Source organism: Pedobacter sp. AJM (assembly GCF_002197755.1).
Classification (GTDB): domain Bacteria; phylum Bacteroidota; class Bacteroidia; order Sphingobacteriales; family Sphingobacteriaceae; genus Pedobacter.
In genome coordinates this window covers 1-24,270 of sequence record NZ_NHOT01000015.1, presented here as the reverse complement: position 1 = coordinate 24,270, position 24,270 = coordinate 1, and the positions used below count along the sequence as shown (strand labels likewise).

General features: G+C 38.4%; 26 protein-coding genes. 11 read left to right on the top strand and 15 right to left on the bottom strand.

What is annotated here, in order from left to right; translation table 11 throughout:
• Nucleotides 1-23: 23 nt before the first annotated feature.
• Nucleotides 24-1,724, bottom strand: a complete 1,701-nt coding sequence (gene recJ / locus CBW18_RS19530; RefSeq protein WP_088303050.1) for a single-stranded-DNA-specific exonuclease RecJ — start codon at nt 1,722-1,724, stop codon at nt 24-26.
• Nucleotides 1,725-1,777: 53 nt separating this feature from the next.
• Between recJ and CBW18_RS19525 the strand changes: the two genes are divergently transcribed.
• A complete protein-coding gene (locus tag CBW18_RS19525) occupies nt 1,778-2,545 on the top strand; it encodes an MBL fold metallo-hydrolase (protein WP_088303049.1) in 768 nt (255 codons plus the stop codon).
• Nucleotides 2,546-2,682: 137 nt separating this feature from the next.
• On the opposite strand, the gene CBW18_RS19520 is transcribed toward CBW18_RS19525, so the two are convergent.
• Complete coding sequence (locus tag CBW18_RS19520; RefSeq protein ID WP_088303048.1) at nt 2,683-3,270, bottom strand: YceI family protein; 588 nt, start codon at nt 3,268-3,270, stop codon at nt 2,683-2,685.
• A gap of 146 nt (nt 3,271-3,416) precedes the next feature.
• Nucleotides 3,417-4,490, bottom strand: coding sequence for a serine hydrolase (locus tag CBW18_RS19515; protein WP_088303047.1), 1,074 nt, complete (start codon nt 4,488-4,490; stop codon nt 3,417-3,419).
• Nucleotides 4,491-4,606: 116 nt separating this feature from the next.
• Between CBW18_RS19515 and CBW18_RS19510 the strand changes: the two genes are divergently transcribed.
• Nucleotides 4,607-4,978, top strand: coding sequence for a glyoxalase (locus CBW18_RS19510; protein WP_088303046.1), 372 nt, complete (start codon nt 4,607-4,609; stop codon nt 4,976-4,978).
• A 168-nt stretch (nt 4,979-5,146) separates the two neighbouring features.
• On the opposite strand, the gene gcvP is transcribed toward CBW18_RS19510, so the two are convergent.
• Nucleotides 5,147-8,023 (bottom strand): aminomethyl-transferring glycine dehydrogenase, encoded by a 2,877-nt coding sequence (gene gcvP / locus CBW18_RS19505; RefSeq protein WP_088303045.1) that lies wholly within the window; start codon nt 8,021-8,023, stop codon nt 5,147-5,149.
• A gap of 144 nt (nt 8,024-8,167) precedes the next feature.
• On the opposite strand from gcvP, the gene CBW18_RS19500 reads away from it, so the two are divergent.
• Nucleotides 8,168-9,016 (top strand): hypothetical protein, encoded by an 849-nt coding sequence (locus CBW18_RS19500; protein WP_088303044.1) that lies wholly within the window; start codon nt 8,168-8,170, stop codon nt 9,014-9,016.
• 41 nt (nt 9,017-9,057) lie between these two features.
• On the opposite strand, the gene CBW18_RS19495 is transcribed toward CBW18_RS19500, so the two are convergent.
• From CBW18_RS19495 to CBW18_RS19485, 3 genes are all read right to left on the bottom strand, one after another.
• Entirely contained in the window at nt 9,058-9,621 is a 564-nt protein-coding gene (locus CBW18_RS19495; protein WP_088303043.1) for a hypothetical protein, read from the bottom strand.
• Between the two features lie 276 nt (nt 9,622-9,897).
• On the bottom strand, nt 9,898-10,791 hold the full coding sequence (locus CBW18_RS19490; RefSeq protein ID WP_088303042.1) for a DMT family transporter: 894 nt from the start codon (nt 10,789-10,791) through the stop codon (nt 9,898-9,900).
• 80 nt (nt 10,792-10,871) lie between these two features.
• The gene (locus CBW18_RS19485; RefSeq protein ID WP_088303041.1) at nt 10,872-11,588 is read right to left on the bottom strand and encodes a pyridoxine 5'-phosphate synthase; all 717 of its coding nucleotides are present in this window, start codon (nt 11,586-11,588) and stop codon (nt 10,872-10,874) included.
• A gap of 84 nt (nt 11,589-11,672) precedes the next feature.
• On the opposite strand from CBW18_RS19485, the gene CBW18_RS19480 reads away from it, so the two are divergent.
• Nucleotides 11,673-13,313, top strand: coding sequence for a glycosyltransferase family 39 protein (locus CBW18_RS19480; RefSeq protein ID WP_088303040.1), 1,641 nt, complete (start codon nt 11,673-11,675; stop codon nt 13,311-13,313).
• A 1-nt stretch (nt 13,314) separates the two neighbouring features.
• Nucleotides 13,315-13,695: a GtrA family protein gene (locus tag CBW18_RS19475; RefSeq protein WP_088303039.1), complete on the top strand. Its 381-nt coding sequence runs from the start codon at nt 13,315-13,317 to the stop codon at nt 13,693-13,695.
• Here the strand turns inward: CBW18_RS19475 and CBW18_RS21765 are convergent.
• The gene (locus tag CBW18_RS21765; protein ID WP_010602346.1) at nt 13,688-13,810 is read right to left on the bottom strand and encodes a hypothetical protein; all 123 of its coding nucleotides are present in this window, start codon (nt 13,808-13,810) and stop codon (nt 13,688-13,690) included. The two genes, CBW18_RS19475 and CBW18_RS21765, sit on opposite strands and share 8 nt — an antisense overlap.
• A gap of 61 nt (nt 13,811-13,871) precedes the next feature.
• On the opposite strand from CBW18_RS21765, the gene CBW18_RS19470 reads away from it, so the two are divergent.
• Entirely contained in the window at nt 13,872-14,855 is a 984-nt protein-coding gene (locus CBW18_RS19470; protein WP_088303038.1) for a polysaccharide deacetylase, read from the top strand.
• Between the two features lie 4 nt (nt 14,856-14,859).
• On the opposite strand, the gene CBW18_RS19465 is transcribed toward CBW18_RS19470, so the two are convergent.
• The 6 genes from CBW18_RS19465 to CBW18_RS19440 form a co-directional block, all read right to left on the bottom strand.
• Nucleotides 14,860-15,081, bottom strand: a complete 222-nt coding sequence (locus CBW18_RS19465) for a VF530 family DNA-binding protein (protein WP_088303037.1) — start codon at nt 15,079-15,081, stop codon at nt 14,860-14,862.
• A 65-nt stretch (nt 15,082-15,146) separates the two neighbouring features.
• The gene (locus CBW18_RS19460; protein ID WP_253249091.1) at nt 15,147-15,782 is read right to left on the bottom strand and encodes a class I SAM-dependent methyltransferase; all 636 of its coding nucleotides are present in this window, start codon (nt 15,780-15,782) and stop codon (nt 15,147-15,149) included.
• Nucleotides 15,783-16,193 carry a RidA family protein gene (locus CBW18_RS19455; protein ID WP_088303036.1) on the bottom strand — a complete coding sequence of 137 codons (411 nt, stop codon included), beginning with the start codon at nt 16,191-16,193 and terminating at the stop codon, nt 15,783-15,785. It lies immediately after the preceding gene.
• A 151-nt stretch (nt 16,194-16,344) separates the two neighbouring features.
• Nucleotides 16,345-18,330, bottom strand: coding sequence for a M1 family metallopeptidase (locus tag CBW18_RS19450; RefSeq protein WP_172406586.1), 1,986 nt, complete (start codon nt 18,328-18,330; stop codon nt 16,345-16,347).
• Between the two features lie 93 nt (nt 18,331-18,423).
• Nucleotides 18,424-19,164 carry a carboxypeptidase-like regulatory domain-containing protein gene (locus tag CBW18_RS19445; RefSeq protein WP_088303035.1) on the bottom strand — a complete coding sequence of 247 codons (741 nt, stop codon included), beginning with the start codon at nt 19,162-19,164 and terminating at the stop codon, nt 18,424-18,426.
• A 69-nt stretch (nt 19,165-19,233) separates the two neighbouring features.
• Entirely contained in the window at nt 19,234-19,581 is a 348-nt protein-coding gene (locus tag CBW18_RS19440) for a Spx/MgsR family RNA polymerase-binding regulatory protein (protein ID WP_088303034.1), read from the bottom strand.
• 228 nt (nt 19,582-19,809) lie between these two features.
• On the opposite strand from CBW18_RS19440, the gene CBW18_RS19435 reads away from it, so the two are divergent.
• From CBW18_RS19435 to ytxJ, 5 genes are all read left to right on the top strand, one after another.
• Nucleotides 19,810-21,348 carry a sensor histidine kinase gene (locus CBW18_RS19435; RefSeq protein WP_216359273.1) on the top strand — a complete coding sequence of 513 codons (1,539 nt, stop codon included), beginning with the start codon at nt 19,810-19,812 and terminating at the stop codon, nt 21,346-21,348.
• Between the two features lie 33 nt (nt 21,349-21,381).
• The gene (locus CBW18_RS19430) at nt 21,382-22,056 is read left to right on the top strand and encodes a LytTR family DNA-binding domain-containing protein (RefSeq protein WP_088303033.1); all 675 of its coding nucleotides are present in this window, start codon (nt 21,382-21,384) and stop codon (nt 22,054-22,056) included.
• A gap of 65 nt (nt 22,057-22,121) precedes the next feature.
• Complete coding sequence (ribH, locus tag CBW18_RS19425) at nt 22,122-22,613, top strand: 6,7-dimethyl-8-ribityllumazine synthase (protein ID WP_088303032.1); 492 nt, start codon at nt 22,122-22,124, stop codon at nt 22,611-22,613.
• Nucleotides 22,614-22,665: 52 nt separating this feature from the next.
• Entirely contained in the window at nt 22,666-22,788 is a 123-nt protein-coding gene (locus CBW18_RS21760; protein ID WP_255353659.1) for a hypothetical protein, read from the top strand.
• An 88-nt stretch (nt 22,789-22,876) separates the two neighbouring features.
• Nucleotides 22,877-23,209 (top strand): bacillithiol system redox-active protein YtxJ, encoded by a 333-nt coding sequence (gene ytxJ / locus CBW18_RS19420; protein WP_088303031.1) that lies wholly within the window; start codon nt 22,877-22,879, stop codon nt 23,207-23,209.
• Nucleotides 23,210-23,286: 77 nt separating this feature from the next.
• On the opposite strand, the gene CBW18_RS19415 is transcribed toward ytxJ, so the two are convergent.
• Nucleotides 23,287-24,270 (bottom strand): malate:quinone oxidoreductase (locus CBW18_RS19415; RefSeq protein WP_140418719.1); only part of this gene is annotated, 984 nt, incomplete at its 5' end.

Sequence of the window (24,270 nt, the reverse complement as noted above, 5' to 3'; positions counted from 1 at the left end):
TTCAGCATGACGATTTTATTTGTTTAATTAACTTTTATCCCTTTAACATTAAGCTGCATACGTTTCTTATCTCTCCACACATTTTCTTCTATGGTATAACAAACAGAAAACGGCATATTTGGTTGTAAAAGATTTTGAAATTCTGCCAGTCCAAATGCAATGCATTCAAAAATAGGCGAATTTTGTTGCTTTATGATAATTTTTAAATGATTTGCGCCGACAGCCATTGCAGCTCGATCTAAATAAACACCATGTGAAACAAAAACCGGTGCCATATTTTCTGGTCCGAATGGGCCCATTTGTGCCAAAACCCTGAAGAACTTGCCATCAATCTGAGCCAACTCAATTTCAGCATCAATCTTAAGCATTGGGGTAAGCAATTCATCGGTAATGGAAGCCGAGACAATTTCTTCAAATTTATCTGCAAAGGCATCAACATTATGGGCCTGCATGGTTAAACCTGCAGCAAACTTATGACCTCCAAACTGATCCAGAAGATCTGCACATCCACTCAAAGCTTCGTACAGATCAAAGCCCACAACCGAACGGCAGGAACCTGCTACATGCCCATTTGATTTGGTTAGCACAATAGTGGGGCGATAATACGTTTCAGTCAGTCGTGAAGCCACAATTCCGATCACACCTTTATGCCAGTTTTCATTAAATACCACCGTGGTTTTCCGGTTAATCAATGTATCGCTACTCCCAATCAGGTCAAGTGCCTCACGGGTAATGTCCTGATCGTACGTTTTTCGTTCTATATTTTTAAGGTTGATGGATTCGCTTTGCTCCAGCGAATTGCTGTCTGCCTCACACAACAGCATGGCTACTGCATGTTTGGCATGGTCTATCCTTCCGGCAGCATTGATCCTGGGTCCTAAAGTAAATACCACATCAGTAATAGTATAATTTTCCTTTTTCCCAGATACTTCCATCAGCGCCCTTAAACCTTCACATGGATTAGTATTCAGTTTCTTTAATCCGTAGTAAGCCAGTATCCTGTTTTCTCCAATTACCGGAACAATGTCTGCGGCAATACTCACCATGACCAGATCCAGGTACCGGAGATAAGTATCGGCAGGAAGATCATGCTTTTGCGCATAAGCCTGGGCAAGTTTAAAACCGATTCCGCAGCCGGCCAATTCTTTAAAAGGATAGGCACAATCACTTCTTTTCGGATCTAAAACAGCAACCGCTTCCGGGATTTCATCACCGGGTAAATGGTGATCGCAAATGATAAAATTGATACCCAAACTGTTCGCATAATCAACTTTATCTAATGATTTAATCCCACAATCCAGCGCAATGATGAGCGAAAAACCATTTTCATGGGCATAGTCAATCCCCGCGGTAGAAATTCCATATCCCTCCAGGTAACGATCAGGAATATAATATTCAATATTTTCGGTAAACTGAGAAAAGAAGCTGTAAGCCAGGGCTACGGATGTTGTTCCATCTACATCGTAATCGCCGTAAATAAGGATTTTCTCATGAGTAGAAAAGGCCTTTTCAATCCTGCAAATGGCAACATCCATATCTTTCATCAGGAAAGGATCGTGAAGGTGAGCCAGTTCCGGTCTGAAAAAATATTTGGCCTGATCAAAATCACAAATGTTTCGCTGAACTAAAACTTGCGCTAATGACCTGTCTATATTAAGTTGTTCTGCTATTTTCTTTACCGTGTCATCATTACAATTTGATGTCAGCACCCATCTTTTTTCCATTATATTTGTCTCCGAACAGTAAATATACTTTTTTAATTTAAATCTCCATTACCTTGCAAGTTCACACCCTTTTTGAAGGAACCTATTCGGTAGATGCTACCAAAAAATTTATCCCTTTTGATGCTGCCGTTCATAATTTTAAAGACCGGCCAGCCTCACTGTTCATCAATGTGCAGCCTTTTTTAGTGGAACTGAACAATGATTTAGTTCTTTTTGATACCGGATTGGGTTTTAGCGATGACCATGGCGAACTGATTTTACACAAAAACATACGGAATGCAGGCTTTGATCCGACAGATGTAACCAAGGTTTTAATGTCGCATTTGCATTATGATCACTCCGGAGGAATGGTACATCAACAGGAAAATGGAAAAACAGAATTGAGTTTCCCAGATGCGGAATATGTCATTAATCGTGGAGAGTGGGAAACCGCTTTTAGCAGTACTTCCAGTTCTTACCATACTGATATTTTTGATTTTCTTCAGCGCAATGCCCAACTGAAATTTATAGAAGGTGATGGTAACCTGGATGAAGCCATTGCCTATGAGCTTACCGGGGCGCATTGCCCAAATCATCAGGTTTTTTTACTAACGGAGGGAAATCAAAAGGTATTTTTTGGTGGTGATGTTTTGCCTGAACCGGGTGAACTGATTAAAAATTTCATTGCCAAGTATGACTTCGATGGCAGAAAAGCAATGGAGCTACGCAAAGCATTTGGTAAAAGAGCTGCTGCCGAAAATTGGGAATGTTTATTTTACCACAGCAAAGAACAGGCAACCGGTTTTGTGGAAGCGCTCGACGGAGGGTTTAGGATAAGATAGAATTTATACCCGAAAGCGGAACCAAAGCTTAAAGACCAAAGCCCAAAGCAAAAAACGATCAGCTGAAAACTAAAAAAGATCCCGACAAATGCCGCGATCTTTTTTACAAACTATCCTTTTTGAGGAAGGCTTCGAAATTATTTTTTAGCTACTAATTTCACACCGATTTCGAAGTTATCATCAATTGCTTTATCGCCGATGCTGTCGAAAAATGATTTAGAACCGTAACGGATATCATATTTAGTTCTGTCAACTAAAATTTTACCAGCTAAAGCTGAAACTGTTCCATCAGCATTTACAGCTACAGTTGCAGGAAAAGTTACTGGTTTAGTAATTCCTTTGATTGTTAAGTTACCTGTAACCGTTAATGCAGCACCAGAACCAGCCACTTTAGTAATGACGAAAGTTGAAGTTGGGAATTTTGCAGTTCCGAAGAAATCATCGGCTTTCAAGTGGCCTTCTAATTTAGCGCTACCATCGGCATCTTTGATGGAGTTCATATCAATGGTGAAAGTTCCGCCGGTTACTTTTTTACCATCAACATTTAAAGTTCCTGATTGTAAAGCGATTGTTCCGTTATGAGAACCAGTTACCTTTTTACCTACCCACGTAATGGTAGATTTTGCCGGATCAACGGTATAAGCTACTGGTTTAACAGGGCTTTTAAAAGCTGACAATGATACTACTGCCACTAACAAAAAGATTGAAGAGATTTTTAATTTCATGTTTGGTTTTTTTTAATTGTGATACAAAGATATAATGAAGGCTTATCCTTTATTATTGACCTATGTTAACTTTTTCAAATGTAATAGATTTATTTAAAATCATTCTATGGACATCAGATTATTGCAGTAGTTTAATGCAATTGAAATTAATTTTTCCCGAATGTATTTAATGCTAGTGTAGCAATATCTTTAACCACTTGTGTGGGCGAATTACAATCACAATTGCTTAACCCGAGCACATAAATATCCTGTTCGGGAATATATACCCCCATTGTTTTAAATCCAAAAATACTGCCTCCATGTTCTCTGGTAGCTACGCCATTAATATCTTTTAAATGCCATCCGTATCCATAATTAAATGTTTCGCCACTATTTAATTTATATTTCGAAAATGCTTTTTTGATGGTTTCAGATTTAAGGATTAACCGGCTGTTTAAGGCATTTTGCCAGCGCAACATATCATCAACCGTAGACATTAAGGCACCAGATGAAAATGGAATACTAAAACTAATAGCGGTTTTATTCACGTAGCCCGATGTTTTCTGCTGATAACCATAAGCACGGTCTTTTATAATCGCCACATCAGATGCATAACGGGAATGCTTCATACCAATTTTTTTGAAGATATTTTTATTGAGGTAATTATCATAGGTATCGCCAGAAACCAGTTCAATGAGATATCCGAGAATTACATAACCAGAATTATTATATTCAAACTTTTCTCCTGGATTAAAATCCACAGACTCATTTTTAAAAAAATCGACCATCTGTTTTGGAGATAAATTTTGTTGTGCAATCTGATTGAGGGATTTCATTTTAGTAAAATCCTTTATACCCGAAGTGTGGGTAAGCAAATGATGAACTGTAATCTGATCGCCCATAGGGTAATCTGGAATATACGCTGAAATGGGTTTTTGCAAATCTATTTTCCCTTGTTCAACCAACATTAAAATGGCTATGGCCGTAAATTGTTTGGTCATTGATCCCAGCTGAAATACGTTTTGAGTTTGCATTTTAACACCTAATTCAATATTGGCATTACCGAAAGCTTTTTGGTATACGGATTTGCCATTTCTGGCGACCAAAAATACACCGCCGGGTCCGTTTTTATCTTTAAAGATTTGGTTAAGTAAACCATCTACTTTAGATTCAAAAGTTTGTGCCTGACTAAAGCTAAAAGTAATGGCTGTTAATATGAATAACGTAAGAATTTTTTTCATTTTGATTTTATTTGCGGTATCAGACGATATTTCTTAATCTTGGGTTACAATTGATATTAATATAATTGATACTGCATTGCAGGAAATAACAATGTTTTTAATTTAAAATTGACCAAATGAATAAACAGGTAAAATCAATGCGCCCTTTTATTGGCGCAAAAGATTTCGGAACATCCAGAAATTTTTATAAGGATTTAGGATTTGAGGAAACTGCTTTAGGCGATGGGATGTCTGTTTTTAAAATGGGTGACCTGGCTTTTTATTTGCAAAATGCTTACGTAAAAGATTGGGTTGATAACACTATGATCTTTATGGAAGTTGCAGATGTAAACCAATTTTATAATGACCTCACAGCATTAGATTTACCAGCTAAATATGAAAATGTAAAATTAAGTTCCATCCGAAATGAAGACTGGGGAAGTGAATGTTTTCTTCACGATCCATCGGGGATATTATGGCATTTCGGAGCTTTTAATTCGAATAATTGAACCTTACAGGAGTAGCAGCAAAAAAAATCTGCAAGCTTGGTGAAAATGATTTCACAAAACTTGCAGATAAATTTATTTAATGAAGATTGCTTCGTACTTTTTGCCAGGAAGAATTAGGCTTTAGAAAGGAAAAACCTTAAACCTTCCGACATTATACCCTCAACCTTTTTAAGGAACGATTTCTTCCAGATAACTCTCTACCGGCGGACAGGCACAAATTAATGAGCGGTCGCCATGGCTATCATTCACGCGGCCAACTGATGGCCAGAACTTGCGCTCTAACACGTAAGGCAATGGAAATGCAGCGGTTTGACGGCTGTAAGCATGTTCCCATTCATTCGCCGTAATCACAGCAACCGTATGCGGTGCATTTTTCAACGGGTTATCAACCTTATCAAAAGTTAAGTTTTCCACCTGATCGATTTCTTTTTTGATCGCAATTAAAGCATCACAAAAACGGTCTAACTCATGTTTAGGTTCAGATTCAGTAGGCTCCACCATTAAGGTTCCAGCAACCGGGAAAGATACGGTTGGTGCGTGGAAACCATAATCCATTAAACGTTTCGCAATATCGGTTACTTCAATTCCAAAAGCTTTGAATGAACGGCAATCCAAAATCATCTCGTGTGCACAACGTCCCTGAGCACCTGAATAAAGTACCGGATAATGCTGCTCTAAACGCGCTTTCATGTAGTTTGCGTTTAAGATTGCGTATTTCGTAGCATTGGTTAAGCCTTCTGATCCCATCATGGCAATATAAGCATGAGAGATAATCAGGATTGAAGCTGAGCCCCATGGTGCCGATGATACTGCAGAAATTGATTTTCCTTTATCAATATCAACCACAGCATGCCCCGGAAGATAAGGAACCAAATGTTTTGCCACACCGATTGGACCCATACCCGGACCACCGCCACCGTGAGGGATACAGAAAGTTTTGTGTAAATTCAAGTGGCAAACATCGGCACCAATATTAGCCGGACTGGTTAAACCAACCTGTGCATTCATATTTGCACCATCCATGTAAACCTGTCCGCCGTTGGCATGGATGGTTTCGCAGATTTCAATAATGCTTTCTTCAAATACACCGTGAGTTGATGGATAAGTAACCATCAGACACGAAAGGTTATCCTTGTGCAATTCAGCTTTCGCCTTTAAATCTTCCACATCAATGTTTCCATTTTCAAGAGATTTAACCACTACAATTTTCATATCGGCCATTGCCGCAGAAGCTGGATTAGTACCGTGTGCAGAAGCAGGAATTAAAGCCACATTACGGTGGAAATCTCCACGATCATGGTGATAAGCACGAATGACCATCAAACCTGCATACTCTCCCTGAGCACCAGCATTTGGCTGTAAACTCATGGCTGCAAAACCCGTAATTTCACTCAACCATTTATCCAGTTCGTTAAAAACGGAATAATAACCCAACACCTGATCAGCCGGTGCAAATGGATGAATACGACCGAAGTGAGACCAGGTTACCGGAATCATTTCTGCTGTTGCATTCAATTTCATGGTACAGCTACCCAAAGCAATCATGGAGTGGCAAAGCGATAAATCTTTTGCTTCTAATGATTTGATATAACGCAACATTTCATGCTCTGAATGATAAGAGTTGAAAATCCGGTGCGTTAGATAAGCCGAAGTACGCTGCAAAGCTGAAGGAATAACCGTTTCCACTTTTTCAACCACTTCCACCTGATCAGCCGCTACGGCTTTAACTTTAGCAAAGATTTTAGCCATTAAAACCACATCTTCAAAAGTAGTCGTTTCATCAACTGAAATGGTAGCGATGTTTCCATCATAATTTAAGTTGATCTCGTTATCGATACAACCAGATTGAATGCCACCTTTTAAGTCGCCTAAATCAAAACGAATCGTATCGAAATAAGCGGAATTTAATTGTTCAAAACCTAAGCCCTTTAATGTTGAAGCCAAGCTAACGGCCAAACCATGTGTACGTTCTGCAATGGCTTTTAAACCTTCCGGACCATGGTAAGCGGCATAAAAGCCAGCCATAATGGCTAATAATGCCTGTGCGGTACAAATGTTAGAAGTTGCTTTGTCTCTACGGATGTGTTGTTCGCGGGTTTGCAAAGCCATCCTTAAAGCATAATCACCGTGGCTATCAATGGTTACACCAATGATCCGGCCTGGGATTGAACGCTTGTATTCTTCTTTGGTTGCGAAAAATGCCGCATGCGGTCCACCAAAACCCATCGGAATACCGAAACGCTGTGTTGTACCGACCACAATATCAGCACCCCATTCTCCCGGAGGCGTTAATAAGGTTAAGCTTAAAATATCAGCTGCAACCGTTAATTTAATATTTTGATTATGCAGTGCTGATGCAAAATCTTTGTAATCAAAAACTTCACCATTACCTGCCGGATACTGCACAATTGCGCCGAAGAAATCTTCAGTAGCTACAAAATCCAGATGACTGCCAATAACCAATTCAATACCGTAAGGGTTGGCACGGGTTTTTAAAATATCAATGGTTTGCGCAAAAAGTAATTCAGAAACGAAGAATTTCTTAGCCGCCTGATTTTTACGTGTACTGTATTGCATAAACATCGCCTCAGCCGCAGCTGTACCTTCATCTAAAAGTGAGGCATTGGCAATTTCCATTCCGGTTAAATCAATCACCATCGTTTGGAAATTTAACAGGGCCTGCAAACGACCTTGTGCAATTTCTGCCTGATAGGGCGTATATTGTGTATACCATCCTGGATTTTCAAAAACGTTGCGTAAAATTACACCTGGCGTAATCGTATCATAATAACCCTGACCGATAAAGCTTTTAAAAACCTTGTTTAGTAATGAAGTTTGTTTTAAAGCACCCAGATATTCCGTTTCTGACTTTGCTGCAGGCAAATTTAAAGGCTGTTTTAACCTAATCGTTGCCGGAACAGTTTGTTCAATCAGCTCATCAATAGAATTTACGCCAACAGTTTGCAACATTTCGGCTGTATCTGCCTCATTAGGTGCAATATGACGATTTTGAAAATCTTCCTTGTAATGGATATTTAAGCTCATGCGGTATGAATAATAAATTTCCCGCAAAGGTAAGAAAAAGGCAACTACTTTAAGGTATCAAAAGATAATATGGATCGTCATATTTTCGTAGTGAAATAATAGACAAAATCCAGGTTTTTAGTAGCTTTGGCAACAAATCTATTTATGTCAGAACCTCACCATAATATTGCCTTACTGGTTCATACCTGTGACCGATATGAATTTCTTTACCCAGGCTTTGACATCTTCTTCTCCAGAAACTGGGATTTTAAGATTCCATGTAATTATTATTTTGCCACTGAAGTTAAGGATGCAACAATATCAGGCTTTAAGAAAATTAAGTCGGGCCAAGGCGAATGGGCTGATCGGCTAACTACCTTATTAAACAGCTTAGAAGAAGAATATATCCTTTATTTCCAGGAAGATATGTGGTTAAGCAAACCGGTAAATTCTGATTTTTTTAAGCAATTATTTGATTATGCAAAGCAGCACGACTGTAAGCAGATCAAGCTTCATAGCGCCAGTGTATATAAAACCTTAGTAACTGATCAGTTTATGGAGGGTTTCAACATTGCTACAATAGACAATAAAGCTTCAGATTTCTTGATGTCACATCAGGTTACACTTTGGAAAAAAGATTTCCTGTTAGCACAGCTATATAAAAAAGAGCATCCCTGGCGAAATGAACGTAAAGGAACCAGGCGATTAAAAAAACTAAATCCACTGATTCATCATGTTGATTATTTTGCTGAAAATGGTGCCAATGAAATTAATCAGAATAAAAAACCAGTTAAAAGAAGCGAATACTTTGCCGTTTCTTTTAACAGTACTTTAAACGATAATGTACTTTGTTTTATTGATGAATTAAAGTCCGGTAACGCGGCAGAAAAAAAATACGGAAAAGATTTACAACATCATTATGATCATGAACTGACACATGATGGTAAATCAAGACCAAAAAAGACAGATTTATTTAAAAAATTTAAAACCTGGTTTTTGAAGCATAAAAATTAAGCGGTTAAAATACAATCCCCTTTAGCCATTCTTACAAAAACTTATTTTTGTACGCGCCAGCCTTCTTCTTTATCCAGCTTTAATTTATAGGTTTTGGTGATAAAATTGCTGTTCTTGTTCGCTTCTTTATCAAAAGGCTCAAAATCAGTGGTTATCATTTTTAACGAAACGGTAACCTTCGCTGTACTGGAATTCACCTGTTCAAAATTAACAGGCTTCTCATCTGCTAAAACGTATTCTACAGCTTTCACAGTTGCCCGGTCTGCATCTTGTTTCAACACCATTGAACTGGCTTTATCCGTTAGGTTAATCTGGTAAACAAAACTGCTGTCTTTTGAAAGAAATTTCTTTTTTGCCTGCTTTAAATTTAAAGTAATTAATCCCTTACTGGCTAAAGACTTATATTTTCCAAGTTCAAATAAATCGTTGGTACTGTTGAATTTTATCTCACCAAATTTAAAACGGATGGTTTTATATTCTGGATTGGCTTTCAAATATTCTGTAATCACCTCCCCGGCCTCATCCTGATTAATGGTAACTTTGGTTTTACATCCGGCTAAACCGATAATAATCAGCGATAATATATAAACGGTAAATTTTTTCATGGTTGTATCATTTGCTTTTAAAGGTATTTAATTTTAGTTTAACCGCAAAGGGTGCACATTGTTTCGTTTCAATTTTAACCACAGAGGGCACGGAGATTTCACAGAGGAAACAGAGCGCAAGCTAGTTAAATGCAAAGAAAGTAAAAACGAACTACACGCCATACCCCGGTGTGCTCTGTACCTTTTTTCTCTGTTTACCCCGTGGTTATCATTTGTTTCAGCCTCCCAACTTTACGCTATTTGCGTTTTAATCCTCCATTCTTTGCGGTTAAAAACTTACGCCTTACGCTTCAAATACTTCAGATTTGGCAAAATCATGGCCGATAAGATGATCGCCACACCCATCCATCGCAAAAAAGATACCTGCTCCTGCAATACAAAGCCAGCCATCATCACTGCTACCGGCAGCTCCGCTGCGCTTAATATTGAACTTAGTGCTGTACCGATTTTGGGTACACCTTCGGCATAAAACAGCGGTGGAATAACTGTTCCGAAAACGGAAATGATTAACCCCCACTTTAACAGGCTGCCAGCTAAAGCACCATTGAATAAAAATGCAGGCGGGAAAATAATAAATATCAATATACAAGCCCCGGTAATCATGAGGGCACTTTTTTTCAATGTTGGATATTCATTGCCGATTCTTCCGCTTAGCATTAAAAAGCCGGCATAACAAAGGGCAGCCAACAAACCAAAACCAATCCCTTTAAGGTTTAATGCTGAAATACTGGTTTCTAGCATTCCACTCGCCAGAACTGTTCCACCTAAAACCAGCAGAACTGCACCTAATTGCAAGCCTGACGGCTTCTTCTTAAAAATCAGGAACTCCAGCAAAATGCTCATCCAGATAAATTGCATCAGCAAAATGATGGCAACAGAATTTGGAACCAGTTTAACACACTGATAGTAAAAAATACTGACAAGTCCGGTACAGGTTCCTGCCATGATCATTTTCCACCAGGGCGTAATGATTTTGATTTCTTTTGCCCGATATGTTGATGTCTTGCTTTGAATGAAAAATAAAACCCATAAAATCACCGCACCAAAAAATGCCTGCGCACCGGTTACGTCTCCTAAAGTATAGCCTTCGTGGTAAGCCAGTTTAACAAATGTAGAGAGGATACCAAAGCTACAGGCACCCAAAAAAACAAGGATAATTCCTTTTAACATATTGAAGTTGAAAGTTTAGCGTGAAGAGTTAAAGTAGAAAGCCTAATAAATTAATTTGACTTTATACTTTTAACTTTCAACTATAAAAGTTGTTGCAAATATTTCTGAACAGTGGTTTCCAGCCCCAAATAAAGTGCATCGCTAATTAAAGCGTGACCAATGGATACCTCTAGTAAACCAGGGATGCTTTGGGCGAAGTAATGCAGGTTATGTAAATCTAAATCATGACCAGCGTTGATACCCAGGCCTAATTGATTGGCATGATGGGCAGCAGCAATATAATTTACAATCGCTTTCTCACGATCTGCATAATAATTATGCGCATAAGCTTCTGTATATAGTTCTATGCGGTCTGTACCAGTTTCTACGGCACCTTCTACCATTTCCACTACAGGATCTACGAAGATGGAAACCCTGATACCTTCTTTTTGGAAAACTGCAACCATTTCTTTTAAATAGTCCTGATGCTTAAGAGTGTCCCAACCATGATTGGAAGTAATCTGACCTTCGGCATCTGGCACCAAAGTAACCTGCGCAGGCTTGTTGGCCAAAACCAGGTCTACAAATTTATCTTCACGGCAATTCCCTTCAATATTAAATTCAGTGGCAATAACAGCCTTCAAGTCATATACATCCTGGTACCTGATGTGACGTTCATCCGGGCGGGGATGCACTGTAATCCCCTGGGCACCGAAACGTTCACAATCTAATGCCACCTTAACCAAATCAGGATTATTACCCCCGCGGCTGTTGCGAAGTGTAGCAATTTTATTGATGTTAACCGATAACTTTGTCATGCCTCAAAGATAGGGCTTTGCCGCTGTTAATCGGAAAGCTTAAAGAAATTTGACTTTTTTTTGCTCATATTTGTTCGAATTAAAATGAATTTAAAGGATACCACACTATATCAATTCCTGATCGTTTTCCTTGCACTGGCAAGCATACCGGCTTTATTCGGAGGCGTAATGGAACCCGACGGCGCATTATACGCTTCCATGTCGAAAAATATTATCCTGTTTCAGGACTGGTTTAACCTGTATGGCCGGGGTGCCGACTGGCTGGATAAGCCACACTTAACTTTCTGGATTACCGCCACATCTTTTAAAGTTTTTGGCATATCAGCTTTTGCCTATAAACTGCCTTCATTTCTTTTCGGCCTGCTAGGAGCCTGGTATTTATTTAAACTCGCCAAAGATATTTACGATGAGAAAACAGGTTTAATTTCCGCAGTAATTTTTTTGAGTGCACTTCACATCATTACCTCCACTTTTGATGTCAGGGCAGAGATTTATATTACCACCTTTACCCTTGCTTCCATTTATCATTATCATAAAGCACATCAGGGCTCTTTCTGGCACCTGATTGCAGGTTCATTTTTCGCTGCCTGTGCCATTTTGATTAAGGGTATTTTTGTACTGATTCCTGTTTTTGCCGGTTTTATTATCTACTGGCTATTTACTAAGCAATACAAACAATTGTGGCAGCCAAAATGGTGGATTGCAATTGTATTGATTTTTGTTTTCATCACACCGGAACTTTATGCGCTTTACACCCAGTTTGATCTCCATCCGGAAAAAATTGTTTTTGAAAGAACAGGGGTTTCCGGCTTAAAATTTTTCTTCTGGGACAGTCAGTTTGGCCGTTTTTTTAACAATGGCCCCATTAAAGGGAAAGGCGATATTTCGTTCTTCCTGCACACCACGCTTTGGGCTTTCCTGCCTTGGTCAATATTATTCTACACAGCTGTTATCAATCTTTTTAAGAAAAAAAACCGCATTAACTTAGCACCTGAAAGCATTATGATCTGGGCAAGTGCTGCCGTTACTTTTTTAATCTTTTCTTTATCCAAATTTCAGCTGCCGCATTATATATTAATTGTCTTCCCACAGTTTTCGATCATAACGGCATTATATTTAAGAAAGCTGGAAGGTAAAAGCCTTAAGGTTTTCTTTAATGTGCAAAATGTATTAGCCATTTTGGTTTTTGCATTACTTTCTGCTTTGAGCATAGTTTACGGCTTCGATTATCCTTATTTAATGATTGGGATGCTACTGGTAGTTTTAGCAGGTTCTTTTCTTTTTTTCAAAGGAATAAAATTAGAAACTATTATGGCAAGAAGTGCATTTGTTTCGGTAGAATTGATGCTTTTCCTTTTTATCTTCTTCTACCCTGCAATTTTGAAATACCAGTCTGGAGGCATTGCCGGTGAATGGCTAAAAAAAAATTATCCAACTGCAAAACCTGCTGTTTTAAATTATATCGATGCTTTTTCTTTTGATTTTTATGCGCCTGGAGAAGTGAAGTATCTACATAATTATGAGGATTTAGACAAGATTAAACATGAGCAGAATTTGGTAATCTATGTGCCAGAAGTGGAACTTACAAAATTAAAAAGTGAATACGGTGCTGAAGTTTTAAAGTCCTTTGAATACTTTCACATCACCAAATTAACAGGTAAATTTTTAAATGCGAAAACGCGCGCTCAGGTTTTAGAACATTTCTATCTTGTTAAACTGCATTAATATGGATGTATTTTTTCGCATTATAAAATTCGGCCTGACAGGCTTGCTAGGAATGGCCATCGACTTTGGTGCCACCTGGCTTTTTAAAGAAAAAGTCAAAGTAAATAAATATGTGGCTAATGCCATTGGCTTTAGCCTTGCAGTAACCAATAACTATTTAATTAACCGGGTATGGACCTTTCAAAGCACAAATGTACACTGGGGAACTGAATTTAGTAAATTTCTGGTGGTGAGCTTAATTGGGTTAGGCTTAAATACATTTATTATTTACCTTTTTCACCAGAGAAAGAATGGAACAAACTTTTATATGGCGAAATTCTTCGCAATTGTAATTGTATTTGTCTGGAATTTTCTGGCGAATATGCTTTTTACTTTTAAGTAACGTTTTTGCCAATAAAATAAAATACCACAAGCCAGATCAATCCCTTAATCAGGAAGAATAAAAAACCGATTAAGCCTACACGCTTAAACCATAATTTTACCTTTTCTTTGTTCATGACCTTCTTTGGTAAAGATAAAATTTTTAGACTAAATTAGAAAGATTTTAAATAAGGAATAATGAAATTATCCAGATCGCTATACATTGTTTTGATGATGATGCCATTCATTGGCACCAATAGTTTCGGACAGAATTTTGATCAGATCAAACAGTATAAAGCTAATTTTTCTATTGCGGTCAAAGGCACTGATAAGTACCTAGCCATCAGAAGTTTCGTTAATAAAACTCAAAAATATTTATTACTGGTCAATACAGAAACACTGGATACCAAAGTGGATTTGGCTGGCAGTTATAATACCAGAAGTTTAAAAGGGCCGGAAATAATGGCAACATTTAAGAACAGCCCATATATAAAATCCTTGCAGGCTGCAGCTACAAAAGACTTACAATTGCAAAATGCAGGGATAGACCATGCTATTCCTAAGGAAAAAGGGATTGCACTTACCATTGATCTTTGTCCTTCACATAAAAATCTGGATCGTATTATCTTTCAGTCGGTTTTTGATGAATTTAAAAAAATAGAACAACCTGCACCTATCGCCATTTCCGTATCGGGGAAATGGATGTTAAAACACCAGGATGATCTGAACTGGCTGAAAAGTCTGGTGCAGAAAAACGAGCTGGATATTACCTGGGTAAATCACTCTTATCATCATGACGTAAATACCCTGCCATTAGCAGAAAACTTTTTATTGGCTCCGGGAACGAATTTAGATGTTGAAGTTTTAGAAAATGAAAAACTGATGCTGAAAAATGGCTTAACACCTTCCGTATTTTTCCGGTTTCCGGGTTTGGTATCCGATCAGCGCATCGTGAATAAAATTGAAGCTTATGGCTTAATCCCGGTTGGCAGCGATGCCTGGCTGGCCAAAGGGCAGCAGCCAAATGCCGGCAGTATTGTACTGATTCACGGAAATGGAAATGAAGAAATTGGAGTAAAAGATTTTATACAATTATTGAAAAACAAAGAAGCTGATATCAAAAATAAACAGTGGTTGCTGTTTGATTTGAGGCAGGGTTTGGAAAAAGAGTTTGACCAGTAAATTTCTATTGATGAAAGGTAGTCAAATATAGATCTTCCACTTTTTTACGTGCCCAGGGCATTCTACGCAAGAAATTTAAACTTGATTTAATGCTCTGGTTGTTGGTAAAACAATCGATCCTGATTAAGTTACCCAGTTTCTCCCAGCCATAGTGCAACTGCAGATCCGTTACAATTTTTTCTAATGTAATACCGTGTAAGGGATTGTTCTTTTGTATTTCTGCCATAGGTGGTTGTTAAGGTGAATTTGGTAAGATGGATTAATACCTTGCACAAAGGTAAACTAAAATAATTAACCTTTATCAGCTCCCAAATCAGGAGAATATTGTGCCATCCAGACGTTTGCTCCACCGCAGCTTTGATCATTAACCTGATATTTAAGTACTTTAAAATGATTTTCCAATAAAATGGATTCGTACCTTGATGTATCCAGGGAGGCATGAAATAAATCCTCACCTCCTATAAAGCCCCAGGCCTCACCATTTTCTGTTCCTGAAGTGAACAACAAAATACCTTTATCATGAAGGTGCTCTGCAAAAACCCTGAACATATCAGGCTGATCTGCGGCAGGCAGATGAAAGAAACTGTGCCAGGCAATAATGGCACTAAACTTTCTACCCAATTGAAGTTTTCGCATATCCTCAAGTATGAAATTTTCGGCAGGGAAACTTGCTCTTGCCAGTTCAAGCATTTTATCGCTGGCATCTACACCTGTCACTTTCAATCCTGATTGGAGTAGATATTCCATGATGGGCTTACCATTTCCGCAGCCTAAATCTAAAACTTCAGCTTCTGAAGGCAGAAATTGTATCAGTTCATCCAGATAGTTCTTTTCACCTATCGAAGGAGATCGATTTTTTGAATACCAATCCGCAATCTTATCATAAACTTTGTAAACATTTTTTCGTTCAGCTGATTTATCCATCATTTAAGCATTAACAGCAGTTGCATCAATTTCTATTAACATCCCATCCAGTGCTAACCTGCCCACCGGAATAAGGGTATTCACCGGAAATTTCAAGTCTGGCCAGATTTTAGTTGATTCTTCAATCAGGATCTGATGTTTTTCATCGTCATAGTCTACAACCAGTGTAGTCAGTTTGGCAATATGCTGCATATTCAAACCTTTACTGGCGAGCGCAATCCCAATATTTTCAAAAACGATCTTTACCTGTGTTCTGAAATCATCACTTAAGATGCCATCCATTCTACTTCCACCCTGCCCCGCTACAAAAACCAATATGTCTTTGGCTGATACGGTAGCTACATGCGAGTAAGCATGTGCACGGGGATCATATATTCCTTCCGGATTCGTTATTTCTAAGTGGTTATTTTCCATTATTATTAAATTTCAGAAACTAAATTATTCATTTAATTGGATCAAATGGTAGAAATATTGCCATAAAAAAACCCGGCAAACAAATGGCCGGGCTTAAATATAAATTCCGTTTATTTACGGCTATATCTCATCAGTATATCCTGTGCTTTCACTATTCACCGGTTGATCCTGCCGTCCAGGTATTGTTATCCGGATTACTATCTGGTAAAACCTTATCCGGATCTAAAGTAACTGAAACAATTTCTTCAGTAGTTGGATAACGAACCAGCCAGCTGGTGTTTTTCATCCATACATCAACCGGAACTTTAACTATATCGGTTTTACCACTTTTTGTTTTCACCTGAAGAATAATAGGCATCGGCATTTTTTCGAGGTTGAGCACTTTAATGGTATATCCGGTAAGCTTTCCATCGGTGGTTTTAACTTCCTGAACGGTACTTACGGCCTGGTCCATTTTCCAGTTATTTAAGAACCAGCTTCTCCAGAACCATGCTAAATCTTCGCCGGCCCCATTTTCCATTGAACGGAAAAAATCATACGGTGTAGGGTGTTTAAAGGCCCAGTTTTTAATATACTGGCGGAAGGCATAATCAAAACGATCTTCGCCTAAAATTTCATTTCTTAAAATATTCAATCCCCATCCCGGTTTGGCGTATAGGTTAATGCCAATATTCGCTTCAGTCATCCCATCAGGCATTAACATGATGTTTTCAAATTTCGGGTTACCAATCACCTGTTTGCCAATGGCATTCATATTAGCAGCACGTTGGGCATATTCTCCATGATTAAAGTTTTTTGATGAAATGCCATTGATAAAGGTATTGAAACCTTCATCCATCCAGCCGAATTTGCGTTCGTTTGAACCAACAATCATCGGGAACCAGGTATGGCCAAATTCATGGTCAATCACGCCCCATGCACTGCCTTTTTTGGCAGTCCATCCGCAGAAAACAATGCCTGGATATTCCATCCCACCAATGTTTGTAGCTACGTTAACAGCCATGGGGTAAGGATATTCAAACCATTTGGTAGAATAATGTTCGATGGTGCTTTTTACATACTCCACACCTCTTCCATAAGCATCTGTGCCATTACTTTCTACAGGTTGTGCAGAAACAGCCAGTGCCTTTTTACCACTTGGTAAATTAATCCTTGCCGCATCTAAAACAAAGGCTTTTGATGAAGCCCATGCGGCATCACGTGCATTGATAATCTTATATTTCCAGGTTAATTTATCTTTTTCCGGACGAGATTTCGGATCAGTAACTTCTGCTTCTGTACGGATGTGAACCGTTTCATCACTGTTTTTTGCTGCATTCCATCTTTTTAATTGTTCTGGCGTAAATACCTCCGATGGATTTAAAAGCTCACCCGAACCCATTACAATATGACTGGCAGGTGCTGTAATGGCAAAGTTAATATCCCCATATTCGCAATAAAACTCACCGCCACCCCAGTAAGGTAAAGTGTTCCATCCCAGCACATCATCATACACACACATCCGCGGGAACCATTGCGCAATGGCAAAAATTTCACCGTTTTTAGTCGTTAAATGACCCGTTCTATCCGATCCTTCCTTCGGGACAACATAAGCATAATCAATTTTAATGGTAATGACATCGCCATTTGCCGCTAAAGGTTGATCAAGGCGAATCTGCATCCTGGTATCCTCAATTAATGAAGTAAACTTTACCGCACCTGATTTTTTGGATACACTTACATCTTTAATCTGGTAACCGCCATCAAACTTTTCACCTTGTGCACCATAACGGCTACGGGCAGGCGTAATTTGTTTACCACGGGAATTTTCTTTAAATGTATTCTGATCCAGTTGTAACCATAAATACGGTAACTGATCCGGACTGTTATTTTTGTAGGTTAAGGTTACAGAACCTGTAACCAGGTTTTGTGCCTCATCTAAATTGGCGGTGATGTTATAATCTACCCGGTTTTGCCAGTACTTCACTCCTGGCGCACCATTGGCTGAACGAAATTCATTTCCATTTTGTGTATAGAACAGGGGTCCAAAGGCATCTGCCGGATTATAATTGGATACTGGTGCAGCCTGTTGTGCAAAAGCAGGTAAAGCCGAAGCACAACTAAAAGCGCAAATTGCGATTAGTCTGGTTATTTTCATGTGAATAAGTTGCAAAGAAGCTGTAAATATAAAGAATAAGCACATACGACTACATATGTGCTTATAATGTTACCGCAAGAAATCAGGCTTTTATTAATTGACCTTTAATTTTGGTAAATCCTGTAATTTTTTCTGCTGTGGAGTTAATTTTTGCCAGGCAACAAATGCTCTTGAGATATAATAATCATAACGATAAGGTCTTTCTGATTTTATCTGTTCTATTGACGGGCGATAAATGATCATAAAACTTTTAAGGTCTTCGCCCTGCAGTTTAGTTAAATCTGTAATGGCCTTCTCACTAAAATTTGCATCAATCTCTTCCTGATACATATCTTTCTCTTCCAGTTCAGCTTCTTTACGTTGTTGCCTTTTGTACTTCCCGTAACCCAGGTTCAGACCTAAACCCCCTACTTTATCTGTCATCCTTTTTCTGTTCAGATTTCCGCCTGTACTCAATAAGGTATATTTTTCTGCCAGCGGATCTTTGGCATCTGTAATCTGACTATTCATTCTTACGCCTCTCACATCCACATCAGCCAGGCTGTTAGATTTTACAGGGAGGTAAATGGTTCTGTTTAATAAATTGGTTAAGTATAAGGTATCAGTATGGTAACCCACTGCCGAGAATTCTATCAAATCGCCAATGGTAGCGGCAATAGTGTATTTACCTTCCCTATTGGTGCTGGTCGTTTTTTTGCTGTTCAGGTTGCGAACGGAAACACCAGGTAAAGAAATTGTTTTCTTTGAGTAATCGAACACAGTACCAGTGGTTACGGTTTGCGCAATAACGCCAACAGGCAGGGCAAGAAGAATAAAAATGATCAGCTTATACATATATCAAAAGTAATGGAGTAAATTTTTTAAAGCCCGCTTTTAACAAACTTTAACAATACAACAAATGTGTCAGGTTAGTGTTTGAACATAAAGTGCTTCATCGAAAGATATTAATATCGCCTGCCCATCTTTTTCAATAACGGGACGCTTGATGGCACTTGTATTTTCAATAAGATAAGCAATGGCCTTCTCCTGGTTATTGATATTGGCCTGTTCTTCTTTATTGAGTTTTTTCCAGGTCAGGCCCTTGCGGTTCAACACCGTTTCCCAACCGAACACAGCACACCATTCATTTAGCTTTTCTGCAGTGATCCCTTTTTTCTTAAAGTCGTGAAACTCGAAATCAATTTTATTTTTCTTTAACCAGTCGAGGGATTTTTTTACTGTATTGCAATTTGGGATTCCGTAAACGATCATATCATTATTGAGTGAGTGAATGGGTTAATTATTAAATGAATGAATTAGTGAATTATTTAATGAGTGAATTATTTGCGCAAAGATAATAAGATAATGAAATATTCTTATTTATGCTTTAGATCCATAAACGCAGAAATCTTCCGTTCATCACATTTTTTAATGCATCCATCACATTTTAAATCACAAATAAATAACTCTTTGTAGCATTGCAGTATAATTTAGCATCACATGTACGTATTATCTGAAATTGCCCCACCCGATAAAGCAAAAAACATTAACCAGCTGGAGTTCTGGATTTCTACCACCCTTTACATTCTGGCGCTAATCAGTATTTGCTCACAAACTACTTATGGTTCTGGAAACAGCTACCGGTTTGAAGAGAGTGGGATTGATTTTTCTGTAATAGAAAATTTCTTTCTTCCTGAGTTATTCAAAATCAGCATTGTATACATCAGTTTCCTGCTTTTTAATTTCTGTTTTATGCCTCAGTTAACCCGAAAAAATAACATCGCATTGAATGTTATTTTATCAGTTATTGTTACCGCTATTTCAGTGATTACCTGGATGGTTGCCAATACTTATTCGCAAGCCTATCGTTTAATCGAATTTCACGATTTAAATCATGGGTATGGTCTTTTTTTCGGTGAGGCCTTTACCTACATTTTCTTTCTCTACCTCCTTTTTAATGTGTATGCCTATTTTAATGAACAGGGACTGGCACTCATCAATAAAATTCAGTTTCTGAAAAGCTATGGAAAGAGCATTATTTCCGAAATATTTATGGCCGCCAAAATATGGTTAATATCCTTAATGATTTTGATGGCAGTGATATCAGCTAAATCTGACAACGAAATTTTAGTATTCTGGCTCATTGCACCACCGGTAAATGTAATTCTGGCCTTTCTTTCCATTTACCATATTATCCCTAACCTTCGAAAGGAAATGAAGGGATTTGGACGCTATTTTTGGGGAAACGTAGCCTTATCAGCCCTCATCATTCCGTTACTTCTTCTTTTACTTGCCGGTTTTATGGGTGGCGGAAATGCAGTTCCACTGGCATTAATATTAACATTGATCAGTTTGGTTTGTATCACTACCCCAGCCGCCTGGTATATTTATAAAAATAAGTTTGAAAAGCAGACAGAAATACAAATGCTGAAAACTGAACTCGGAAAATCGGATGCCAGTTTAAGCTTCTTAAAGTCTCAGATTAATCCACATTTTCTGTTCAATGCCCTCAACACTTTATTTGGTACGGCCTTACAGGAAAATGCAGAACGAACCGGCGAGGGAATTCAGAAACTCGGAGACATGATGCGCTTTATGCTGCATGAAAATATGCAGGATAAGATTTCCTTAATGCGTGAGGTGGAATACCTGAACAATTATATCGATTTACAGCAGCTCAGAACATCACGGTCAGCAGATATTAACATTAACACCCATATTGAGGAACAACTGAATAACTTTCAAATTACCCCCATGTTACTGATTCCCTTCATAGAAAATGCTTTTAAACACGGAATCAGCCTGCAGCAGCCTTCCTATATCAAAATCACCCTGCAGACAAAAGAAAACACCCTGTATTTCGATGTAAGCAACAGCATTTACATCAAGGCAGATCATGATCCTGAAAAATTAAAAAGTGGCATCGGACTGGAAAATGTGAAACAGCGTTTATCAATGCTTTATTATGGCAAACACGAACTGATTATCCGTGAAAGCGCCAAAGAGTTTTTTGTTCATTTAACCTTACAGTTAGATTAATCTTAATTATATTGCTGCCTTGAATACATAAGGATGATAGCTATTGCCATAGATGATGAACCCATTGCGCTGGATATTGTAAAATCCCATGCGGCGAAAGTGCCGTTTTTAGAGTTGTCAGAAACGTTTACCGATGCTTTTCTGGCCATCAGTTTCATGCAGGAAAATAAGGTCGACCTGATTTTTTTGGATATTAAAATGCCAGACATCAGTGGTATTGATTTCCTGAAAAGTTTAAGTAACCCACCAATGGTGATTTTCACAACGGCATACACCGAACATGCGGTACAAAGTTTTGAACTGGATGCGGTTGATTACCTGCTCAAACCCTTCTCACTTTCCCGTTTTTTAAAAGCCTGCAATAAGGCGAACGAGTTGTATAACCTTCGCAATCAGACAACAGAAGCCAAAGCCAGTTATATTTTTATAAAAGACGGTTATGAACAGATTAAAGTAGAATTGACTGATATTCTCTACATGGAAGCTTCGGGAAACTATACGCAAATCCATTTGAAAGATAAATTGTTAAGTTCAAGAATCACAATTAACGATTTAGCAGAACTTTTGCCTAAAAATGCGTTCATCCGTTGCCACAGGGCATTCATCGTAGCTAAAAATCAAATTACAAAGTTTGACAGGAACCAGATCTGGATTGGCAACAAGATCATTCCCGTAGGCGCAACTTACAGCGGTATACAATTAACCTGATCAAAACTTACAACTGTTAAACATTTCTGTTTCCAACATTCAAAGCTTAGCCTTATCTTTACGCCATGTCAACACAACTTAAAAATCTTTCTGATTTCTCTCATACCACGGTGCCCAATGGTGCCAATTATAAATTTGGAATTATTGTAGCCGAATGGAATGCTGAAATTACCGGTGCTTTATACAATGGTGCTTTAAAAACCTTAATAGAAAATGGTGTGAAGGAAGAAAATATTATTTCTTTGCCCGTTCCCGGAAGCTTTGAATTAACCGGAGGAGCAGAAATATTATTAAGCAAAAGAAGTGATATTGATGCCGTGATTTGTTTAGGTTGTGTGATTCAGGGTGATACCAAGCATTTTGATTTTATTTGCGATGCCGTAGCACAGGGCGTAACCAATGTCGGTATCAAATATAGCAAACCTGTTATTTTTGGGGTATTAACCACCAATAACCTGGAGCAGGCTCAGGATCGTGCAGGCGGAAAGCATGGTAATAAAGGAGATGAAGCGGCCATCACAGCAATCAAAATGGCTGATTTCGCGACAAACATTTAACCTTGTGCTTTCACAAACTATTTGTACCTTAGCGAATTAAATTAACCATCTGATGAAAAAAGTAGCCATCTTATTATTGGCGGTGTTTTGCACCATTACCATTTTAGAATCCTGTTCTTCTAAACTTTGCCCGGCATACAGCTCTTATCCTGAAGGCAGACGCAGAAGAAACTAAATACAAACACATTTATTAATTTTCATTTTTAGGTCATTTGCAGAACATTACCTTCATGCAACTGTTATCCCTATAAACAATATTTACTATGACTTGGGTTAATTTAACATCACTGGATCAGTTAAACGAAATTAAAAGTGCAGAAGGCTATAGCTTAATTTTTAAGCACAGTACCCGTTGCTCCATTTCGATGATGGCAAAAAGAAATTTTGAATTTAACTGGGACGTGATTCCTGAAGATACAACACTTTACTTTTTGGATCTGATCAGTTATCGCGAAATTTCCAATGCAATAGCAGAAGTATTTCAGGTGGCACACCAGTCCCCACAAATTTTATTGATAAAAAATAGTGAATGTGTTTTAGAAGCCTCACACAGTGACATCTCTGCAGATGAAGTTGCAGAAGTTATTGCAGCCTAAACCACATCTTAATAGTTCAAACATAAAAAAGGGCGAAAATTATTTTCGCCCTTTTTTATGTACTATCCTGAAACCAATCAGGTATTTTCTATTTCCAAAACTTTAGAAGTTCTTTCCCTGGTTTTTTTACAAAGTTCCGCATCATTTGATAATTCCTGACCATAAGTGGGGATCATATCTCTGATCTTGGCCTGCCACTCATCTGTAGCGAGGTCTTCCTTAAAACAACGCGCCAGTAATTCCAGCATAATGGAAACTGCAGTTGAGGCACCAGGTGATGCACCCAATAAAGCTGCAATTGAACCATCAGCAGCACTGACCACTTCAGTACCAAACTCCAGTACCCCGCCTTTTTTTGCGTCTTTTTTAATCACCTGAACCCTTTGTCCGGCATATTCCAATTCCCAGTCCTTTAATTCAGCCTGAGGTAAATATTCTTTTAATGCGTCTAATCTGTCTTCAGGAGATTGTCTTACCTGATCAATTAAATATTTTGTTAAATCGATGTTGTGCAATCCCGCAGAAATCATCGGACGGATATTGTTAAACTTGATTGATTTGGGTAAGTCAAGAAATGAGCCGTTTTTCAGAAATTTTGTAGAAAAACCTGCATATGGCCCAAAGAGTAATGCCTGTTTGCCATTAATCATCCTGGTGTCTAAATGCGGAACAGACATTGGAGGCGCCCCTACAGCTGCCTTTCCATATACTTTTGCATGGTGTTTGGCTATAATTTCATCATTCGTACATTTTAACCACTGGCCACTTACCGGAAATCCGCCAAAGCCTTTTCCTTCCGGAATACCTGATTTTTCCAACAAAGGCAAGGAACCTCCACCAGCGCCGATGAACACAAATTTTGCCGTGCGCTTACGGCTATCATTGGTTTCCAAATCTTTAACCTTAACGATCCAGTTGTCATCCTTATTTTTTTTCAGATCGCGGATTTCATGGTTAAAATAAAGATTTACATTTTCCTGTTCCTTCAGGTGGCTGAACATATCACGGGTTAAAGAACCAAAATTAACGTCAGTTCCCAGATCCATTTTGGTTGCTGCAAT

Bases quoted from the DNA above. Each gene is read 5' to 3' on its own strand.
- recJ (WP_088303050.1), bottom strand. From the start codon at position 1,724: ATGGAAAAAAGATGGGTGCTGACATCAAATTGTAATGATGACACGGTA.
- CBW18_RS19520 (WP_088303048.1), bottom strand. From the start codon at position 3,270: ATGAAATTAAAAATCTCTTCAATCTTTTTGTTAGTGGCAGTAGTATCA.
- CBW18_RS19515 (WP_088303047.1), bottom strand. From the start codon at position 4,490: ATGAAAAAAATTCTTACGTTATTCATATTAACAGCCATTACTTTTAGC.
- CBW18_RS19510 (WP_088303046.1), top strand. From the start codon at position 4,607: ATGAATAAACAGGTAAAATCAATGCGCCCTTTTATTGGCGCAAAAGAT.
- gcvP (WP_088303045.1), bottom strand. From the start codon at position 8,023: ATGAGCTTAAATATCCATTACAAGGAAGATTTTCAAAATCGTCATATT.
- CBW18_RS19500 (WP_088303044.1), top strand. From the start codon at position 8,168: ATGTCAGAACCTCACCATAATATTGCCTTACTGGTTCATACCTGTGAC.
- CBW18_RS19495 (WP_088303043.1), bottom strand. From the start codon at position 9,621: ATGAAAAAATTTACCGTTTATATATTATCGCTGATTATTATCGGTTTA.
- CBW18_RS19490 (WP_088303042.1), bottom strand. From the start codon at position 10,791: ATGTTAAAAGGAATTATCCTTGTTTTTTTGGGTGCCTGTAGCTTTGGT.
- CBW18_RS19485 (WP_088303041.1), bottom strand. From the start codon at position 11,588: ATGACAAAGTTATCGGTTAACATCAATAAAATTGCTACACTTCGCAAC.
- CBW18_RS19480 (WP_088303040.1), top strand. From the start codon at position 11,673: ATGAATTTAAAGGATACCACACTATATCAATTCCTGATCGTTTTCCTT.
- CBW18_RS19475 (WP_088303039.1), top strand. From the start codon at position 13,315: ATGGATGTATTTTTTCGCATTATAAAATTCGGCCTGACAGGCTTGCTA.
- CBW18_RS21765 (WP_010602346.1), bottom strand. From the start codon at position 13,810: ATGAACAAAGAAAAGGTAAAATTATGGTTTAAGCGTGTAGGCTTAATC.
- CBW18_RS19470 (WP_088303038.1), top strand. From the start codon at position 13,872: ATGAAATTATCCAGATCGCTATACATTGTTTTGATGATGATGCCATTC.
- CBW18_RS19465 (WP_088303037.1), bottom strand. From the start codon at position 15,081: ATGGCAGAAATACAAAAGAACAATCCCTTACACGGTATTACATTAGAA.
- CBW18_RS19460 (WP_253249091.1), bottom strand. From the start codon at position 15,782: ATGATGGATAAATCAGCTGAACGAAAAAATGTTTACAAAGTTTATGAT.
- CBW18_RS19455 (WP_088303036.1), bottom strand. From the start codon at position 16,193: ATGGAAAATAACCACTTAGAAATAACGAATCCGGAAGGAATATATGAT.
- CBW18_RS19450 (WP_172406586.1), bottom strand. From the start codon at position 18,330: ATGAAAATAACCAGACTAATCGCAATTTGCGCTTTTAGTTGTGCTTCG.
- CBW18_RS19445 (WP_088303035.1), bottom strand. From the start codon at position 19,164: ATGTATAAGCTGATCATTTTTATTCTTCTTGCCCTGCCTGTTGGCGTT.
- CBW18_RS19440 (WP_088303034.1), bottom strand. From the start codon at position 19,581: ATGATCGTTTACGGAATCCCAAATTGCAATACAGTAAAAAAATCCCTC.
- CBW18_RS19435 (WP_216359273.1), top strand. From the start codon at position 19,810: ATGTACGTATTATCTGAAATTGCCCCACCCGATAAAGCAAAAAACATT.
- CBW18_RS19430 (WP_088303033.1), top strand. From the start codon at position 21,382: ATGATAGCTATTGCCATAGATGATGAACCCATTGCGCTGGATATTGTA.
- ribH (WP_088303032.1), top strand. From the start codon at position 22,122: ATGTCAACACAACTTAAAAATCTTTCTGATTTCTCTCATACCACGGTG.
- CBW18_RS21760 (WP_255353659.1), top strand. From the start codon at position 22,666: ATGAAAAAAGTAGCCATCTTATTATTGGCGGTGTTTTGCACCATTACC.
- ytxJ (WP_088303031.1), top strand. From the start codon at position 22,877: ATGACTTGGGTTAATTTAACATCACTGGATCAGTTAAACGAAATTAAA.